This is a genomic window from Actinomadura madurae (assembly GCF_900115095.1).
In the GTDB taxonomy this organism is placed as follows: Bacteria; Actinomycetota; Actinomycetes; order Streptosporangiales; family Streptosporangiaceae; genus Spirillospora; species Spirillospora madurae.
In genome coordinates this window covers 243,791-261,353 of the sequence record NZ_FOVH01000009.1, presented here as the reverse complement: position 1 = coordinate 261,353, position 17,563 = coordinate 243,791, and the positions used below count along the sequence as shown (strand labels likewise).

18 protein-coding genes are annotated in these 17,563 nt (G+C 75.1%); 9 read left to right on the top strand and 9 right to left on the bottom strand.

The features are described 5' to 3' along the window. Window positions 1-21: 21 nt before the first annotated feature. Window positions 22-1,650: a PP2C family protein-serine/threonine phosphatase gene (locus BM339_RS25335; protein WP_021599804.1), complete on the bottom strand. Its 1,629-nt coding sequence runs from the start codon at window positions 1,648-1,650 to the stop codon at window positions 22-24. Between the two features lie 98 nt (window positions 1,651-1,748). Here BM339_RS25335 and BM339_RS25330 point away from each other — a divergent pair, with 98 nt between their 5' ends. Next, window positions 1,749-2,549, top strand: coding sequence for an SAM-dependent methyltransferase (locus tag BM339_RS25330; RefSeq protein WP_033332829.1), 801 nt, complete (start codon window positions 1,749-1,751; stop codon window positions 2,547-2,549). Window positions 2,550-2,587: 38 nt separating this feature from the next. Here the strand turns inward: BM339_RS25330 and BM339_RS25325 are convergent, their stop codons facing one another. Together BM339_RS25325 and BM339_RS25320 are read right to left on the bottom strand one after the other, a co-directional pair. After that, entirely contained in the window at window positions 2,588-3,175 is a 588-nt protein-coding gene (locus tag BM339_RS25325; protein WP_075022428.1) for a hypothetical protein, read from the bottom strand. A 2-nt stretch (window positions 3,176-3,177) separates the two neighbouring features. Next, the gene (locus tag BM339_RS25320) at window positions 3,178-3,945 is read right to left on the bottom strand and encodes a bestrophin-like domain (protein ID WP_075022427.1); all 768 of its coding nucleotides are present in this window, start codon (window positions 3,943-3,945) and stop codon (window positions 3,178-3,180) included. A 281-nt stretch (window positions 3,946-4,226) separates the two neighbouring features. Here BM339_RS25320 and kamD point away from each other — a divergent pair, with 281 nt between their 5' ends. From kamD to BM339_RS25290, 6 genes are all read left to right on the top strand, one after another. Beyond that, window positions 4,227-5,843: a lysine 5,6-aminomutase subunit alpha gene (kamD, locus tag BM339_RS25315; RefSeq protein ID WP_024936795.1), complete on the top strand. Its 1,617-nt coding sequence runs from the start codon at window positions 4,227-4,229 to the stop codon at window positions 5,841-5,843. Beyond that, window positions 5,840-6,676, top strand: a complete 837-nt coding sequence (gene kamE, locus BM339_RS25310; protein WP_021600217.1) for a lysine 5,6-aminomutase subunit beta — start codon at window positions 5,840-5,842, stop codon at window positions 6,674-6,676. The genes kamD and kamE overlap by 4 nt, the downstream gene beginning before the upstream one ends. Then, window positions 6,669-7,064 carry a 3-aminobutyryl-CoA ammonia lyase gene (gene kal, locus BM339_RS25305; RefSeq protein ID WP_021600216.1) on the top strand — a complete coding sequence of 132 codons (396 nt, stop codon included), beginning with the start codon at window positions 6,669-6,671 and terminating at the stop codon, window positions 7,062-7,064. The genes kamE and kal overlap by 8 nt, the downstream gene beginning before the upstream one ends. A 540-nt stretch (window positions 7,065-7,604) precedes the next feature. Further along, window positions 7,605-9,359 (top strand): apolipoprotein N-acyltransferase, encoded by a 1,755-nt coding sequence (lnt, locus tag BM339_RS25300; RefSeq protein WP_075022426.1) that lies wholly within the window; start codon window positions 7,605-7,607, stop codon window positions 9,357-9,359. A gap of 5 nt (window positions 9,360-9,364) precedes the next feature. Further along, window positions 9,365-10,111: a polyprenol monophosphomannose synthase gene (locus tag BM339_RS25295; protein WP_024936501.1), complete on the top strand. Its 747-nt coding sequence runs from the start codon at window positions 9,365-9,367 to the stop codon at window positions 10,109-10,111. A gap of 88 nt (window positions 10,112-10,199) precedes the next feature. Further along, the gene (locus BM339_RS25290; protein ID WP_075022425.1) at window positions 10,200-10,736 is read left to right on the top strand and encodes an FxsA family protein; all 537 of its coding nucleotides are present in this window, start codon (window positions 10,200-10,202) and stop codon (window positions 10,734-10,736) included. Window positions 10,737-10,743: 7 nt separating this feature from the next. On the opposite strand, the gene BM339_RS25285 is transcribed toward BM339_RS25290, so the two are convergent. The 3 genes from BM339_RS25285 to BM339_RS25275 are packed head-to-tail and all read right to left on the bottom strand — an operon-like array spanning window position 10,744 to window position 13,936. Next, complete coding sequence (locus BM339_RS25285) at window positions 10,744-11,553, bottom strand: ABC transporter permease subunit (protein ID WP_181663243.1); 810 nt, start codon at window positions 11,551-11,553, stop codon at window positions 10,744-10,746. Between the two features lie 17 nt (window positions 11,554-11,570). Further along, window positions 11,571-13,010: a DUF1349 domain-containing protein gene (locus BM339_RS25280; RefSeq protein ID WP_083597886.1), complete on the bottom strand. Its 1,440-nt coding sequence runs from the start codon at window positions 13,008-13,010 to the stop codon at window positions 11,571-11,573. After that, window positions 13,007-13,936 (bottom strand): ABC transporter ATP-binding protein, encoded by a 930-nt coding sequence (locus tag BM339_RS25275; RefSeq protein WP_075022423.1) that lies wholly within the window; start codon window positions 13,934-13,936, stop codon window positions 13,007-13,009. The genes BM339_RS25280 and BM339_RS25275 overlap by 4 nt, the downstream gene beginning before the upstream one ends. 134 nt (window positions 13,937-14,070) lie before the next feature. On the opposite strand from BM339_RS25275, the gene BM339_RS25270 reads away from it, so the two are divergent. Next, entirely contained in the window at window positions 14,071-15,081 is a 1,011-nt protein-coding gene (locus BM339_RS25270) for a sensor histidine kinase (protein ID WP_218163751.1), read from the top strand. Further along, the gene (locus BM339_RS25265; protein ID WP_021599491.1) at window positions 15,078-15,740 is read left to right on the top strand and encodes a response regulator; all 663 of its coding nucleotides are present in this window, start codon (window positions 15,078-15,080) and stop codon (window positions 15,738-15,740) included. Before BM339_RS25270 ends, BM339_RS25265 begins: the two co-directional genes overlap by 4 nt. A 72-nt stretch (window positions 15,741-15,812) precedes the next feature. On the opposite strand, the gene BM339_RS25260 is transcribed toward BM339_RS25265, so the two are convergent. The 3 genes from BM339_RS25260 to BM339_RS25250 form a co-directional block, all read right to left on the bottom strand. After that, window positions 15,813-16,157, bottom strand: coding sequence for an RNA polymerase-binding protein RbpA (locus BM339_RS25260; RefSeq protein ID WP_024936496.1), 345 nt, complete (start codon window positions 16,155-16,157; stop codon window positions 15,813-15,815). Window positions 16,158-16,286: 129 nt separating this feature from the next. Beyond that, on the bottom strand, window positions 16,287-16,892 hold the full coding sequence (locus tag BM339_RS25255; protein WP_021599493.1) for an ATP-dependent Clp protease proteolytic subunit: 606 nt from the start codon (window positions 16,890-16,892) through the stop codon (window positions 16,287-16,289). Next, window positions 16,889-17,452 carry a ClpP family protease gene (locus tag BM339_RS25250; RefSeq protein ID WP_052357945.1) on the bottom strand — a complete coding sequence of 188 codons (564 nt, stop codon included), beginning with the start codon at window positions 17,450-17,452 and terminating at the stop codon, window positions 16,889-16,891. The genes BM339_RS25255 and BM339_RS25250 overlap by 4 nt, the downstream gene beginning before the upstream one ends. Between the last annotated feature and the right edge of the window lie 111 nt (window positions 17,453-17,563).

Sequence of the window (17,563 nt, the reverse complement as noted above, 5' to 3'; positions counted from 1 at the left end):
GGGCCCCAACCGGCCGCCTGGTCAGAGACCGGCCGCATGGCCGGGCGCGGGGGCCTGGTCAGGGACGGCGCGGATCAGCAGGAGCGCGATGTCGTCGTGGCCCTGCTGGTCCGCCAGCAGGGCCAGCACGCCGTCGGCGGTCTCCTCCAGGGTGCCGTCGTCCGAGGCGACCAGGGCGGACGCGAGGCGGGCGATGCCCTCGTCGACGTTGCGCATCCGGCTCTCCACCAGGCCGTCGGTGTACAGGGCGAGGGTGGCGCCCGGCGGGAGCACCGCGGGGACCTGCCCGTACGCCGGCGGGTGCTCGGGGTCGGACACCCCGAGCGGCAGCCCGTTCGGGACGGCGAAGTGCCGCGCGGACCCGTCCGGCATGGCCAGCAGCGGCGGCGGATGCCCGGCGCGCGCCACCTCGCAGCGCAGCGTCACCGGGTCGCACACCAGGCACAGGCAGGTGGCGAACTGGGCGGCGTCCAGGTCCTGGGCGATGGCGTCGAGCCGCTCCAGGACCTCGCCGGGCGGGAACTCGCAGCTGGCGAGGGTGTGCGCCGCGACCCGCAGCTGGCCCATCGCGGCGGCGGCGGTGACGCCGTGCCCGACCGAGTCGCCGATCACCACGGCGATCCGGTCGCCGGTCAGCGGCACCACGTCGTACCAGTCGCCGCCGACGCCGCTGCGGGCCGGCAGGTAGCGGTGCGCGATCTCCAGTCCGGGCGGGGCGGTGACCCCGGACGGCAGCAGCCCGGCCTTCAGCGCCGTCGCGGTGCTGTGCTCGCGCCGGTACAGGCAGGCGTTGTCGACGCAGGTCGCGGCGCGGGCGGCGAGCTCGGCGGCCAGCGCGGCGTCGGCGGCGGAGAACGGCGGCCGGCCGCGCTTGCGGCTGAACACCGCGAAGCCGAGCGACCGGCCCCGCGCGAGCAGCGGCACCGCCAGCAGGGAGACGTGGTCGAGGAGGCCGTCGATGATGCGGCCGGTGCGGTGGGCGAGGGTGTCCTGGATGGCGTCCCCGCCGAACTCGACCATGGCTCCGGTGGCCAGGCAGCGGGCGTAGGGCGTGGTCGGCGGGTAGACGATGACCTCGTTGACGGGGAACTCGCGGGCCCAGCCGCGCGGGTCGTCCTCGGCGAACGCGATGGCCAGCCGTCGCACGACCGCCGAGCCGTCGGCCTCGGTGGCGGGCTGGTCGTCGTCGGCGAGGAGCCGTTCGAGCACGTAGATGGCGCCGGCGTCGGCGAACCGGGGGACGGTGACGGCGACGATCTCGCGTGCGGTCAGGTGCAGGTCGAGGGTGGAGCCGATGCGGCGGCCCGCCTCGTTGAGCAGGTCCAGGCCGCCCGTCCACGGCGGGGAGACCGTCAGCAGCACCTGGACGCGGCCGTCGCCGCCCGTCATCGGGTCCAGCGCGGCCGGCAGGCCTTCGGCGGTGAGCGGCAGCATCCCGGACCAGGAGCGGCCGGACCCGGCCAGTTTCAGCGCGACCAGCAGCGGTTCGGCGGCGTCGGGACGGCCGAGCAGGTCGGGCAGCGGCGCCCCGGCCGCGGTGCGGGCGTCGTGGCCGAACAGGCGCTCGGCACCCTCGCTCCACCCGGTGACCGTGCCTTCCGGGGTGAGCAGGACGGTCGCCGCGCCGGGCGGTCCGGGTCTGTCGGGCATCGGTCCTCACTGTCCCGTAAAGCGGGGGCCGCCAGGGTGTCTCGCGTTACGCTGAGGTCCCCACGGACGGCACCCCTTCGGTCAAAGGGAGACGATGAATGGACTCCGAGTGGATTCCACCCGAGGTCGACAGTCAGAGGCCAAGCGTCGCACGGGTGTATGACTTTCTGCTCGGCGGAGCCCACAATTTCGCGTCGGATCGTGACCTGGCGACGGGGCTGCTGCGGGTCGAGCCGCAGGCGCGGGAGCTGGCGCACGCCAACCGGGCGTTCCTGCGCCGCGCCGTCCGCACGGTGGCCGGCGCCGGGATCTCCCAGTTCGTCGACATCGGGTCGGGCATCCCGACGCAGGGCAACGTGCACGAGGTCGCGCAGGAGGTGAACCCGGACGCCCGCGTGGTGTACGTCGACAACGACGACGTCGCGGTGGCGCACAGCCGGTCGATCCTGGCGGGCAACGAGCGCGCGGCGGTGATCCAGGCCGACATGCGCGACCCGGGCGCGATCCTCGCCGACCCGGGGCTGAAGGGCCTGGTCGACCTGTCCGAGCCGGTGGCGTTCCTGCTCGTCGCCGCGCTGCACCTGATCAAGCGCGAGGAGGATCCGGCGGGCATCGTCGCGACGCTGCGGAACGCCGCGGCGCCCGGCAGCCACCTGGTGATCTCCCACTTCACCGACGAGGCGCAGCCGGGCAAGACCGCGGCGATCGGCAAGCTCTACAACCGCGCCACGTCCCCGGCCGTGCCCCGCTCGCACGCGGAGATCCTGCGCTTCTTCGACGGCTGGGACATGCTCGACCCCGGCCTGGTGTACGTGCCGCTGTGGCGTCCGGACGAGGGCGAGGCGGTGCGGGACCCCGAGCGGTTCCTGGTCTTCGGCGGGGTCGGCCGGCTGCCCTGATCCGGCTCGGCGGGCGCGGCTCGGCGGGCCAACGCGGCTCAGCGGGCGAACGCGATGGCCGTTCCCGCGCTGATGACGACCGCGAGCACCACCAGGACCAGCGAGGTGCTGAGCGGGTTGCGGCGCCGCGGCGCCTCCTCCTTCGCGCGCGGTGCGGTGTGCGCCGGTTCCGGGGACGCCTGCGCGGGCGGCTCCGGTTCGCTGGGCGCCGGTTCGGGCGGCGCGGGCTCGGGGCGCGTCCGGGGCGGCGGCGGGAGAGCGGCGGGCGCCGCGGTGCGCGGACCGGGCGGGGGCGGCGGTGCCGGCGGGCCGGCGGTCTCGGATGGCGGCTCCTCCTCGGGTTCTTCCGGTTCGCCGGGCTCGACGGGAGGCTCCGGCGGCTCGGGCGGGGGGACCTCCTCGGGCGGCGGCGGGGGCGCTTCGGGCGGCGGCGGGGGCGCTTCGGGCGGCGGCGGAGCGCAGCCGGACGCGCCGGCGTCGCCGATCTCGATGTCGACGCACACGCTGATCGAGGGCGGCGGCGGTTCCGGGTCGGCCAGCGCGCCGGACGGGAGGGCCAGCGCGCCGGCGACCGCGGCGGGCAGGACCGCCGGCAGCGTGCGGGCCGGGGCGGAGGGCAGGCGCACGGTCAGCGACCCCCCGCGATGCGCTGCAGGTCCGACTGCAGGCTGGTGTAGGCCTCCGGCCCGACGGCGAGCGCCCCGTCGAACACGTGCGCGATGTCGAACGTCAGGTAGGTGCCCGCGGCCAGCAGGGCCGCCATCAGCGCCAGCGGGACCAGCGTCATGCCGCGCGGCCGGGCGCCCGCCAGGAACGGCAGGAGCACGACCACGATCCCGGTGAGCACGGTGACGGCGGCGAGCGCGGCGGGCGGCGTCGCGCGGGCGTCGGCGGCGCGCTGCCGGCGGGCCGCGGAGACCTCGCCGAGGTGCTCCAGCACGCCGTTGCGGGCGTCCTTGAGCTCGTCGTCGCCGGCCTTGACCGCGATCACGTCGCGGCGCAGCCGGTCGAGCTGCGCCCAGCCGCGGGAGCTGAGCCGCCCCTGCGCCATGAGCCGCCACTCGGGGCCGCGGACGGTGGCGACGTACGCGCTCAGCCCCTCCTGGACGCGCAGGGCCTCGGGGGCGGGCAGCCGGGCCGCGGCCCAGTACGTCTCGGCGATGGCCTGGCTCTCGGCGTAGGTGTTGGAGCGGGCGGCGTCCGCCGACGTCCAGGGCACCACGACGGCGATGGCGAAGGCCAGCAGGAACAGCGCCGACAGCATCGCGCCGGTGTGGGCGGAGGTGGGGCCGTCCGGGTCGGGGTCGTCCACGCCCGCCCGTGCCCGCCGCACCAGCCGGCTCGCGACGATGACCACGCCGGCCGCGCACGCGGCGGCCGCAAGGTAAACGAACATGCCCCTCCTGAATGCGGAACCCGTCATTACCTCGGGTGAGCGTAGCTTTACCCAGCGTGGCTACCGGCGAGTTCTCCGATTGCCGTCACCGGAGGGTGAGGCGGCCGCCCCGCCAGGGAAGATGGGAGTGGTCGCCGGTGGGGGAGGGGTCACTGAAGATGTACTGCCAGTTCTTGTGAAATACGGTGTTCATACCGGAAGATCTCTCGTAGAGAACTCGGTATGAAGGATGATTGTTCGGGCCCGGCCTGAGAGGGGCGGCTGCGTGAGGGGAGACGGCAATGGCGCCGCAGGGAAAGCTGGACCTCGACCCGGAGGTGGTGCGCACCGCCCGGCGGCTCGCCGCCCGCGCCGCGGAGCCCATCATCGGGATGGCCCGCTCCCACACCACCGTCTCCGTCGAGCGCGCCCTGCTGCGCCTCGCGGGCCTCACCGGCGCCGACGATGAGGGGCGCCCCTGGGTCAACCACCTCGCCGACGCCGTCCGCGACCAGGTCGGCCTGGAGCACGGGGTGGCCCTGCCCGTCTGGGACGCCCTGCTGACCGGCCCGCACGCCGGCCTCGGCGACCTCGCCCGCGCCGCCGCCCGCGGGAAGGCGTCGTTCCGGCTGCCGTCCGGCACCGACGCCGCGCACGCCCGCGAGGCCGCCGCCGCGGCCGCCCGCGCCGGCATCGCGCGCATCGACCGGCGCCGCGCCGAGCGCGACCGGCTGCTGGCCGAGCTGCCCGCCCCCGACACGGCGCCGACGCCGCGGCCGCTGGTGTACCTCATCGTCGCGACCGGCGACATCTACGAGGACATCCCGCAGGCGCAGGCCGCCGCCCGGGAGGGCGCCGACGTCGTCGCGGTGATCCGCTCCACCGGCCAGTCGCTGCTGGACTTCGTCCCCGAGGGCGCCACCCGCGAGGGCTACGCCGGCACCTACGCCACCCGGGAGAACTTCCGGCTCATGCGCGCCGCGCTCGACGAGGTGTCCCGCGAGCTCGGCCGGTACGTGCGGCTGACGAACTACGCCTCCGGGCTGTGCATGCCGGAGATCGCGACGCTCGCCGGGCTGGAGCGCCTGGACATGATGCTCAACGACTGCATGTACGGCATCATCTTCCGCGACATCAACCCGCGCCGGACGTTCATCGACCAGCGGTTCTCCCGGCAGATCCACGCCCGCGCCGGCATCGTCATCAACACCGGCGAGGACAACTACCTCACCACCGCCGACGCGGTCGACGCCGCGCACACCGTGATCGTCAGCCAGCTGCTCAACGAGCGGTTCGGGCACGAGGCGGGGCTCTCAGACGCCCAGCTCGGCCTCGGCCACGCCTTCGAGATCGACCCGGCGATCCCCGAGTCGTTCCGGCTGGAACTGGCGCACGCCCAGCTCGTCCGGGAGCTGTTCCCCGGCGCGCCGCTGAAGTACATGCCGCCGACCAAGCACATGACCGGCAACATCTTCGCCGGCTACCTGCTGGACGCCTTCTTCAACCTCGCCGGCGTGATGACCGGGCAGTCGATCATCCTGATCGGGATGATGACCGAGGGCATCCACACCCCGTGGCTGTCGGACCGCGACCTGGCGCTGGAGAACGTCCGCTACGTCCGCGACGCCTGCGGGAACCTCGCCGAGGACTTCGTGCCCCGCCCCGGGGGGATGGTCGTCCAGCGCGCCAAGCAGGTCCTGTCGGAGTCGGTGGAGCTGCTGGACCGCGTCGCCGGCGACGGGCTGCTGAACGCCATCGCCGAGGGGACGTTCGGCGTCACCCGCCGCCCCGCCGACGGGGGCAAGGGCCTGGACGGCGTCGTCCCCCGCGCCGACGGCTACGTCAACCCCGCCATCGAGATCCTCGACACCGAGGACCCGCACGCCGCCCGTACCGCTGAGCAGGAGGTGCCCGCATGACGGCCGAGACCCCCGGAACCGGCACCGGGACGCAGGCCCCGGCCGAGCCCGCCGACACCCGCCAGGTGATCCGGCCCTACGGCGACACCACCGGCGACGGCATGGTGCAGATGTCGTTCACGCTGCCCGTCCCCGCGGGCAAGCGGGCCGACGCCGCCGCGCTGCAGCTGGCGGGGAAGATGGGCCTGGACCCCGCCAGCGTCGTCCACGCCAAGCCGATGGGCCCCGACTTCACCTTCTTCATCGTGTACGGGAAGGTGCGGCACCTCATCGACTACGCCTCCATCCCCGCCCCGGAGGAGCGCGCCTACCCGCTGCTGACCTCCCAAGAGGTGAACCTGGCGATCCGCGGCGCGCTGAACCGGCGGCTGGTCGTCGTCGGCGCCTGCATCGGCACCGACGCCCACACCGTCGGCATCGACGCGATCCTCAACGTCAAGGGCTTCGCGGGGGAGAAGGGCCTGGAGTACTACCGGGAGATCCAGGTGGTGAACATGGGCGCCCAGGTGACGGTGGAGGAGCTGGTCGAGCGCGCCAAGGCAGAGAACGCCGACGCCGTCCTGGTCTCCCAGGTCGTCACCCAGCGCAACGCCCACCTGCACAACACCAAGCAGATGGCCGCCGCGTTCCACGCCGAGTACCCCACCGCCGTCGCCGGCGGCATGGGGCGGCCGCTGCTGGTCGTCGGCGGCCCCCGGTTCGACACCGTCACCGAGGCCGACCTCGGCGTCGACCGCATCTTCGGCAAGGGCACCACGCCCGCCGAGGTCGCCAGCTATCTCGTCCACGCCCTGCTGCCCGCCCGTAACGGAGAAGAGGACGACGATGAGTGACCCGCGCGAGGGGACGACCGTCACCCACCGCCGCTACATCCCCTACTCGCACGCCCACTACGCCGGCGACCTGGTCGACGGCGCCTACGTTCTCGGGCTGTTCGGGGACGCCGCGACCGAGCTGTGCATCCGCACCGACGGCGACGAGGGCCTGTTCGCCTCCTACTCCGACGTGCAGTTCCGCGCGCCCGTCCGGGCCGGGGACGTCCTGGAGACCACCGCCGTCCTCACCCGCGCCGGCACCCGCAGCCGCGTCATGGCCTTCGAGGCGCGCGTGGTGTGCCGGGGGCGCCCCGACAAGGGGGAGTCGGCCGCGGAGGTGCTGCCCGAGCCGGTCGTCGCCGTCACCGCGTCCGGCACCGTCGTGGTGTCCGCGCCGGGCGGCTGACCCGCGCCCGCCGCGCGCCGCCCGCCCGGGAAAACGGGCAGCCTGTGATCATGGTGCTGAGCTGGGGAAACAGGGAGTCGCCGCAGAACATGCGGCGGTTGACAAGGTGGCGGAAGCCGGTAGTTTTGCTGCAGTCCAGCACGGGACTCACCGATCGGCCGCCCGAGGCGCCGCCGGGCACCGCGCCGCGACGGGGACGGGGATCACGCGAGTGGTCGGCATCGTGCCCGCCCGAGCCAGCGCGGTGAGCCGGGGCCGTGCCCCGGCGGAGCCGTCCGATCGCGCGGGGGGTTGGACCCGGGAAGGGCCCGGACATCCAGTAGAAAACGGAGCCTCGCTCTCACCGCCTGTGGGACGACTCCGGCCCGACGGATGTCGCGGGCCCTCCTCCGTGTCCGGCCGCCGCCGTCCCGGTCCCGGTCCCGTTTCCGCCGAGCGTGAACCGCCCGCTCGCCCGCCGGGTTCCGCGCCGCCCGTGGTCGCCGTCGGCCGCCGCGCCCGGTAGCGTTCCGGCAAGGGAACGAGCGAACGAGGTGGGACGTGGCCCAGGAGACCCTTCCGGACCGGTCGCCGGCCAAGGGCCCGGACGAGGACCCCGGCGGCGCGCCTCGGCGGGAGCCGGGCCGCCTGCGCCGGGGCCTGCGCACCGGCGGTCGCGCGGGCTGGCCGCGGACCCTGCTGGCCGTGGCCGCCGGGCTGCTGATGTGGCTGGCCTTCCCGCCCGCCGACCTCACGCCCCTCGCGCCGGCGGGCGTCGCGCTGCTCACCCTCGCGCTGCGCGGCCTGCCCGCCCGCACCGGCGCCTGGCTCGGCTTCGTCGGCGGCGCCGCGTTCTTCATCCCGGTCCTGGAGGGCATCTCCGCGGTCGGCCCGGACGGGTGGATCATCCTCAGCCTCGTCCAGGCCGCCTACTTCCTGCCGCTCGGCGCGGGCGTCGCGGTGGTCGCCCGGCTGCCCGCCTGGCCGGTGTGGACGGCCGCGCTGTGGGTCGGGGAGGAGCTGATCCGCGGCCGCGTCCCGTTCGGCGGGTTCCCCTGGGCGCGGCTGGCGTTCAGCCAGACCGCCACGCCGCTGACCCCGTACGCGTCCTACGGCGGCGCCCCCCTGGTCACGTTCCTGACCGCGCTGATCGGCGCGCTGCTCGCCTGCGCCGCCGTGTCCGCCCACCGCGCCCTCCGCGCCCTCCGCGCCCTCCGCGCCCTCCGCGCCCACCGCGCCCGCGCCGCCGCGGCGCAGGACGCCGAGGGGGACGGTGCGCAGGGCGCCGCGCGGCCCCCTCGGGCGGCGCGTGCGCTGGTGCCCGCCGCGGTCTGCCTGGCCGCGGCCGCCGCCGTCGTCGGCGGAGGCCTGCTGATCCCCACGCCCGCCACCGGGCGACCCGTCACCGTCGCCGTCGTCCAGGGCAACGTGCCGCGCGCCGGCCTGGACTTCCTCGGGCAGCGCAAGGCCGTCCTGAGCAACCACGTCAAGGTCACCCACGACCTGGCCGCCCAGGTCCGCGCCGGGCGGGTCGCCAAGCCCGAGCTGGTGGTGTGGCCGGAGAACGCCAGCGACCTCGACCCCTACACCGAGCCCGAGGCCTACACCGCCATCGACGCCGCGGTGAAGGACATCGGCGTGCCCGTGCTCGTCGGCGCCCTCACCGACACGCCCGACGGGAAGAAGGTCGAGAACCGCGGCATCGTGTGGGACCCCACGACCGGTCCAGGCGACTACTACGTCAAGCGGCACCCCGTCCCGTTCGGGGAGTACCTGCCGTTCCGCGACATCCTCACCAAGCTCATCACCCGGTTCGAGCGGATCCCGCGCGACTTCGCCAAGGGCACCCGCTCCGGCGTGATGGAGCTCGGCCCGGTGCGCGTCGGCGACGTGATCTGCTTCGAGGTGGCCTACGACAAGGAGGTCCGCGACGTCGCCGGCGGCGACCTGCTGGTCGTGCAGACCAACAACGCCACCTACGGCCGGACGAGCCTTCCGCCGCAGCAGATCGCCATGTCGCGGCTGCGGGCGGTCGAACATGGCCGTACGATCTTGGTTGCCGCGACGAGCGGGATCAGCGCCATCGTCGCGCCGGACGGCAGGGTGATCGACCGGTCCCGGGAGTTCGTGCCCGACATCCAGGTCGCGACCGTCCCGGCGCGCACCTCGCGAACCCTGTCGGACCGGCTGGGCGAAGGACCCGAATGGGCGCTCGCGCTGCTCGGGCTCGGCGCCGCCGGGGCGGCGGCGTGGACGGCCCGCAGGACGGCCCGGGGGACCGCCCCGAACACGGCATCGGAGAACGAGGGGAAATGACGCCGATGGAGATCCCAGCCGGGCTCGGCCGGGTGCTCGTGATCATCCCGACCTACAACGAGCGGGACAACATCGAGCGCATCGCCGGGCGGGTGCGCGAGGCCGTCCCGGAGGCGGACGTCCTGGTCGTCGACGACGCCAGCCCCGACGGCACCGGCGAGGTCGCCGACGCGATGGCGGCCGGCGACGAGCAGGTCAAGGTGCTGCACCGGGAGGGCAAGGAGGGGCTCGGCCCCGCCTACATCGCCGGGTTCCGATGGGCCGCCGAGCACGGCTACGACGTCATGGTCGAGATGGACGCCGACGGCTCCCACCAGCCCGAGGAGCTGCCGCGGCTGCTGTCGGCGCTGGAGGACGCCGACCTGGTCATCGGCGCCCGCTGGGTCCCCGGCGGGAAGGTGCGCAACTGGCCGAAGCGGCGCGAGGCGCTGTCGCGGGGCGCCAACACCTACGCCCGCCTGATGCTCGGCATCCACCTGCACGACGCCACCGCCGGCTACCGCGCGTTCCGCGCCGCGACCCTGGACAAGATCGGGCTGGACGAGGTCGACTCCCGCGGCTACTGCTTCCAGATCGACCTGGCGTTGCGGGCGGTGCGGCAGGGCCTGCGCGTGGTGGAGGTGCCGATCACCTTCGTGGAGCGCGAGCACGGCACCAGCAAGATGAGCCGGGACGTGATGGCCGAGGCCGCGCTGCGCATCACCCAGTGGGGCGTGTCCGACCGCGTCGGCAAGAACCGCCCGCCCCGCTGACCACCTGTCCCGGTGGACACGCGGGAAACGTTCGGGGCGCCCGTGCGTTGTACGGGGTGAGGCTTTCGACGACCCCGAAAATGGAGCCATGCTGCCGCTGCTGATCGTCCTGGCGTTCCTGCTGGTGCCGGTCCTGGAGATCTTCGTGCTGATCCAGGTCGGCGAGGTGATCGGCGCGTGGCCCACGGTCGGGCTGCTGGTCGCCGAGACCGTCCTCGGCGTGTGGATCGTCCGCCGGGAGGGCCGCCGTGCGTGGCGGGCCCTGCAGGAGACCGTCCAGCGGGGCGTGCTGCCCGACCGGGAGCTCGCCGACGCGGCGCTGGTCATGGCGGGCGGGATGCTGCTGCTGTTCCCCGGATTCGTCACCGACGTGCTCGGGTTCGCGTTCGTGCTGCCGTTCACCCGTCCCCTCGTCCGGCGCGCCCTGTCGGCCTTCGCGGCGCGGCGGATGCGGGCCGCCGAGGAACGCGCCGCGACGATGTTCCCGCCCGGGGTGTTCCCGCCGGGCGGGGGCGGCTACGACGCGTTCGGCCGTCCGGGCCCCGAGCGTGTCGAGACCCCGCCGGGACCGGTGGTCCGCGGCGAGGTCATCGAGGAGGACGACGACACCACCTCCCGCGCCTGAGCCCTGGTCAGGCGTCGCGGGCGGCGAGCACCGCACCGCCCGCCAGCAGCGCCGCCGCCGCGTAGGCGGCCAGCACGCCGAGCCCCTCCCACGGCCCGATCGGCAGCCGGTCCAGCCCGCGCGTCGCCTGCACGGCCAGCCCGGCGGTCATCGGCGCGATCTTCTCCAGCCGTTCCTCCCACACCGGGTCGCCGATGAGCCGGGTCACGACCGGGACGATCCACAGCAGCGCCAGCACCGCCGTGATCGCCGCCGCCTGCTCGCGCAGCGCCGTCCCCACGCCGAGGGCGATCAGCGCGACCAGCACCAGGTAGAGGACGGTCCCGACCGCGGCGCGGGCCGTCGGGCCGTCCGCCGGCGACAGCGGCGGATATCCCGCGGCGGTGGTGAACCCGTTGCCGGGCAGGATGGCGCGGCCCGCCGCCAGCGCCGCCAGCACCCCGGCGGTGCCGGCGGCGGCGACGGCGCCCGCGACCACGGCGGCCTTGGCGGCCAGCACGGTGGCCCGGCGCGGGACCGCGGCGAGCGTCGGGGCGATCGTGCCGGTGGCGTACTCGCCGCCGACCGCCAGCACGCCGAGCACGACCGCGGCGACCTGCCCCACCTGGACCCCCGACAGCGCCAGCTTCGGCGTGTCCTCCGCGCAGGCGGCGGGCGTGGGGCAGTGCGAGGTGTCCACCGCCCCGGTCACCGCGGCGCCGACGGCGGCGACCAGCGCCGCCAGGGCGGGCAGCAGCCACACCATGCCCGGCAGCGTCCGCAGCTTCGTCCACTCGGCGTGCGCCGCGTGCACGGCCGTCAATGCTCCCCGGCCCATCACGGCTCCCCGGCCCATCACGCGTCCCGCCGCCGCACGAGCCATAGGGCCGCCGCCAGCGCCGCCGCCGTGTACGCGCACAGGACCCCGAACCCCGCCCACGGATCGATCGCGCGGTCGAACCGGACGACGGTCTCCTGGATCGCGAACCCCGCCGCCGGGGTGAGGCGCTCCAGCCACCGCGCCGCCGACAGCGGCAGCCCGGTCGCCACGATCTGCGGGGCGAGCAGGAGCAGCAGCACGATGGTGATCGCGGGTGCGCTGCGCCGCACGATCACCGCGACCGCCAGCGAGAACACCGCCACCACGCCGAGCAGCGCGGCCGTGCCGAGGACGGCCCGCAGCACGGTGGCGTCCGACAGCGGCGGCGGCGTCAGCCCGTGCGACCGCTGCACCGGCCGCGCCAGCAGCATCGCGCCGAACGCCGCGGCCAGCCCGGCCGCCAGCGACGCCAGCCCCGCCACGGCCGCCTTGGCCGCCAGGGCCCGGCCGCGCCGCGGCGACGCCGCGAACGTCGTGCGCAGCATGCCGCGCCGGTACTCGGCCGTCACGAACAGCACCGCCAGCGCGATCACGGCGGCCTGCCCGATCAGGACGCCGGTGAGGGTCAGCTCGGTGGCGTCGTCGGCGAACAGGTTGGGGCCGACGTCGCCGACCCCCCTGAGCGTGAACACCCCGCCGGCCTCGGCCGACCCGTCCAGGGAGGGGTCGGCGCCGGGCCCGCCCGGCGCGCCGCGGTCGCGCCACGGCTCGCCCGGCTGCGCCGGTGACACCGACACGTGGTCGAAGGCGGCGCGGGTGGAGACGGGGTGCCCCGAGACGCTCTCGCCGCCGAACCGCCGCTCCACGCGGATGTCGTCGGGCGCGGCCACGACCATGCCCGCCAGGGCCTCCCGCGGCAGGCCCTCCAGCCGGACCGACCCGACGCGCCGCCAGGCGCGCCCGTCCGCCGACTCGTGGCCGGTGACGGTCGTCCCCGACCGGGTCAGCTTCAGCCAGCGCGGCAGGCCGCCGGTCCCGCCGCCGGCGCCGCCGCCCTGATAGCCGGTCTGCAGCCGGACGCCGTGCCCGGGGGTGACGACCAGCGCCGCGTACGGACTGTGCGGCTCCGCGCCGCTCTTGATGATCAGCCCGGCCTTCGCCCACCGGCCGCCGCCCTCCTGGGAGGTGACCCGTGCGACGACCGTGCCGTCGCCGGCCATGGTCCGGTAGGTGAGGTGCCCCAGGTCGACGGCCTGCAGCCGGGCGGGGTCCGCCGGACCGGTCCCCGGCCCGGTCGTCTCGCTGCCCGCGGCCGACAGCAGCGCGACCAGCACCGTCAGGGCCACCGCCGTCAGCAGGGTGAGCATCCACCGCGGAACGGTCCGCAGCTTGGTCCACTCGGCCATCAGCAGCCGCCCGAACCCGTCGCGGGCCTCGGCCTGGACGGTGCTGCGGTAGGGCGCCGGGGCGGTCACCCGTCCCTCCGTCCCGTCGCGGCCTGGAACTCCGCCGCGTCCCTGGTCAGCTCCATGTAGGCCTCCTCCAGCGACGCCCGGTGCGCGGACACGCCGCTGAAGGCCACGCCGCCGCCGGTGAGCAGGGCGATGATCCGCTCGGACGGCAGGCCCGCCACGGTGACGGTGTCCCGGCCGGTGGCCGTCACGGTGGCGCCCGCCCGCGCCAGGACGGTCATGGCCTCCTGCCGTTCGGCGGTGCGCAGCTCGACCCGGCCGCCGGACGCGGCGTCCAGCAGGTCCGCGACGCTGGTGTCGGCGATGAGCCGGCCGCGCCCGATCACCACCAGGTGGTCGGCTCCGCCCTCCAGCTCGCTCATCAGGTGGCTGGACACCAGCACGGCGCGCCCCTCGGCGGCCAGCGACCGCAGCAGCCCCCGGATCCAGGTGATGCCCTCGGGGTCCAGCCCGTTGACGGGCTCGTCGAACATCAGCACCGGCGGGTCGCCGAGCAGCGCGGCGGCGATCCCGAGGCGCTGGCGCATGCCGAGGGAGAACCCGCCCGCGCGGCGCCGCGCCGCGCCCGCCAGCCCGGTCAGCTCGATCATCTCGTCCACCCGGCGGACCGGCAGGCCGTTGGCGTGCGCCAGCCACAGCAGGTGGTCGCGGGCGCGGCGGGCGGGATGCACCGCGGACGCGTCCAGCATCGCCCCGAGCCGGCACAGCGGCGTGCGCAGCGACCGGTAGGGGCGGCCGCCCACCAGGGCGGTGCCGCCGTCGGGCCGGTCCAACCCCATGATCATCCGCAGCGTGCTGGACTTCCCGGCCCCGTTCGGGCCGACGAACCCGGTGACCCGCCCGGGGCCGGCCGTGAACGACAGGCCGTCCACGGCGACGGTGGGCCCGTATCTCTTGCGCAGGTCCCGCACTTCGGTGGTCGCATCCATGACCTGGGAGGCTACGGACCGCCGCGGCGCGGGGTCATCACGCCGTGGAGGCGTCTTCGGCGCCCGGGCCCGGGGGACGGGCGTCCCTCTGAGGAGGGACGCCGCGGCGCGCCGTTCCCGCCACAATGGCGTCCGTGAAGGACAGCGTCGACGGCGCCGGGCGGCCGGTGTGGCCCGTGGCCGGCGGCTGCCTGGCCGCGGCCGCCGTCGCCGAGGCCGTCTACCGGTCCCACGACTCCGGGGTGATCCTCCCGCTGGCCCTCGTGGTGGACGTGTGCGCGACGCTCCCGCTGGTCCTCGTCCGGGACCGGGGCGCCCTGGCCGCCGCCACGATCACCGGGGCCGCGGCGGCGGCGTGCGTCCTGCACGGCGGGCTCGCCGCCGCCGCGCTCACCGCGTTCGCGACCGTGTGGGCGGTGCTGGTGCGGCGCCGGGTCCTGCGCCGCCGCGCGGAGGCGGCCGTGCGGGACGCGTCCCGCCGGGCGTTCGAGGTCACGCTCCTGGAGCACACCGCGCGCGGTGAACGCGCCCGGATCGCCCGCGAGCTGCACGACGTCGTCGCCCACCACATCTCGATGATCTCGGTGCAGGCGGAGACGGCGCGGCTCGCCGTCCCCGGCATGCCGGACGAGGGCGCCCGGCGGCTGCTGGCCATCGGCGACACCGCCCGCACCGCGCTCACCGAGATGCGGCGGCTGCTCGGCGTGCTGCGCGAGGACGCCGGCGCCGGGCCCGCCCGGCGCCCGCAGCCGGGCCTGCGGCAGCTGCTGGACCTGATCGACGAGACCCGCGACTCGGGCGCGGCGGGCGTCCGGCTGATCGTGCGCGGGGACGTGGCGGCCCTGGACCCGGGCCTGGAGCTGGCCGCGTACCGGATCGTCCAGGAGGCCCTCACCAACGCCCGCAGGCACGCGCCGGGCGCGGCCGTCGACGTGGAGTTCGACTACGCCGCCGACGCGCTGCGGGTCACCGTCCGCGACAACGGGCCGGGCCCCGGCGGCGGTACCGCGGGGCACGGGCTGATCGGCATGCGCGAGCGCGCGGCCGCCGCGGGCGGGGACGTCCGCACCGGCCCGGGGCCCGTCGGCGGTTTCCTGGTCGAGGCGACGCTGCCGCTGGGCGGGACGCCCGGGGAGGGGCCGTGAGCGTCCGCGTGGTGGTGGCCGACGACCAGGAGGTCGTCCGCGCCGGGTTCAGCGCCCTGCTCGGCACCCAGCCCGACCTGGCCGTGGTGGCGACCGCCGCCGACGGGGCCGCCGCGATCCGCGTCTGCGGCGAGCACCGGCCCGACGTCGTGCTGATGGACGTGCGGATGCCCGCCATGGACGGCATCGAGGCCACCCGCCGCATCACCGCCGGGGAGGACCCGCCGCGGATCCTGATGCTGACCACGTTCGACCTGGACGAGCACGTCTACGACGCGCTGGTCGCCGGAGCCAGCGGGTTCCTGCTGAAGGACGTCACGGCCGAGCGGCTGTTCGACGCCGTCCGCGTCGTGGCCGCCGGGGACGCGCTGCTCGCGCCGGCCGTGACCCGGCGCCTCATCGGGGAGTTCGCGCGGCTGCGGCCCCGTCCGCCCGCCCCGCACGTCCTGGACGCGCTGACGCCGCGCGAGACCGACGTGCTGCGCCAGGTCGCGGCGGGCCTGTCCAACGCCGAGATCGCCGACCGCCTCGTCGTGGGGGAGGAGACGGTCAAGACCCACGTCAGCCGGATCCTGCGCAAGCTCGGGCTGCGGGACCGCGTCCAGGCCGTCGTCGTCGCCTACGAGAGCGGCCTGGTCCTGCCGCGCTCGGGCCGCTGACGGCCTCCGGACATGGTTCGGGCCCGCACCGTCACCCGATGCGGGCCCGAACCGCCGAAACCTCTCAGCCCCTCAAGCGGACTTCCTGCGCCCCGCCCGCAGGATCTCCAGGCGCTCGGCCAGAACCTCCTCAAGGTCTTCCAGGGTCCTGCGCTCCATGAGCATGTCCCAGTGGGTCCGCGGCGGCTTGCCCTTCTTGGCCTGCGGCAGCTCCCCATCCACTCGCAGGGCCGTGGCGCCGCAGTTGCGGCATTCCCAGGTCATCGGCACCTCGGCCTCGGCTGCGAGCGTCACGGTGAACCGGTGGCCCTTCGTGCAGGTGTAGTCCACCTCTTGCCGAGGGGCCAGATCGGTGTTGCGATCGTTCTCGTAGCTCGTCGCTCCGAGTCGGGTGCCGCGAAGTGCGCGCTCGGCCATCGTCACGTGCCTCCCAGACGGCTTGCGGTCTTGCCCTGACCAACGCTGAATACCGTGACAAGATTCCCGCGCCCGGCGTGATCCAACCCTGCCGTTTCCGGCCGTGCCGCACAGTCCCGCGGCGCCCCGCTAGTTACGGGACGTGAGCACCGCGTCGATCAGCCCGTAGTCCTTGGCCTCCTCGGCGGTGAAGTACCGCTCGCGGTCCAGGTCGTGCCGGACGGTCTCGGGCGTCCGCCCGGTCGCCTCGGCCAGGATCGCCTCGGTCTGCGCGCGCAGCCGCAGCACCTCCCGCGCCTGGATGTCCAGGTCGGTGGTGTAGCCGCGGGACACCTCGATCGCGGGCTCGTGCAGCAGGATCCGGGCGCCGCGCAGCGCCTGGCGCCGTCCGGGGGAGCCGGCGGCCAGCAGGACCGCCGCGGCCGACCCGGCCTGCCCGACGCAGGTCGTCTCGACCTCCGGCCGGACGTAGCGCATGGTGTCGCAGATCGCCAGCATCGAGGTCAGCGACCCGCCCGGCGAGTTGATGTAGAGGGAGATGGGCCGGTCGGGGTCCATCCCCTCCAGCGCCAGCATCTGCGCCGTGACGTCGTTGGCGCTGATGTCGTCGACCGGCGCCCCGAGGAAGACGATCCGTTCTTCGAACAGCTTGCTGTAGGGGTCGGTGTCCTTGCGCCCGTAGTTCGTCCGCTCCTCGAACTGGGGGACGAGGGAGCGCCTTTCCGCGCGTGTCATGTGCCCACCCGGTCGGTGCTGTCGATGACATGGTCGACGAAACCGTAGTGGCGCGCCTCCTCCGCCGTGAACCACGCGTCCCGGTCGCCGTCGGCCTCGATCTGCTCCAGCGGCTGCCCGGTGTGGAACGCGGTGCGCTCGGCCAGGGTCCGCTTGAGGTAGAGGGACTGCTCGGCCTGGATCTTGATGTCGGAGGCGGTGCCGCCGATGCCGCCGTGCGGCTGGTGCATCATCACCCGCGCGTGCCGGAGCGCGTACCGCTTGCCCCGCGTCCCGGCGCACAGCAGCGTCTGTCCCATGGACGCGGCCATGCCCATCGCGACGGTGGATATGTCGTTCGGGACGAACTGCATCATGTCGTAGATCGCCATCCCGGCGTCCACGACCCCGCCGGGGGAGTTGATGTAGATGGTGATGTCGCGCCGGGCGTCCTGGGCGGCGAGCAGCAGGAGCTGGGCGTTGATCTGGTTGGCGGTCCGGTCGTCGATCTCGGTGCCGAGGAACACGATCCGCTGCGCCAGGAGCCGCTCGTACAGCTGCGCGTCCGGGAGGCGCGGCATCTCCGTCACGCTGGCCCGCGACCTGCCGGCGAACGTCTCCGGCCTCCGGCCGCCGTCTTCCCGCCTCGGTTCGACGCTCACCGCGCTCCTCCTTGATCATCTGTACATTTC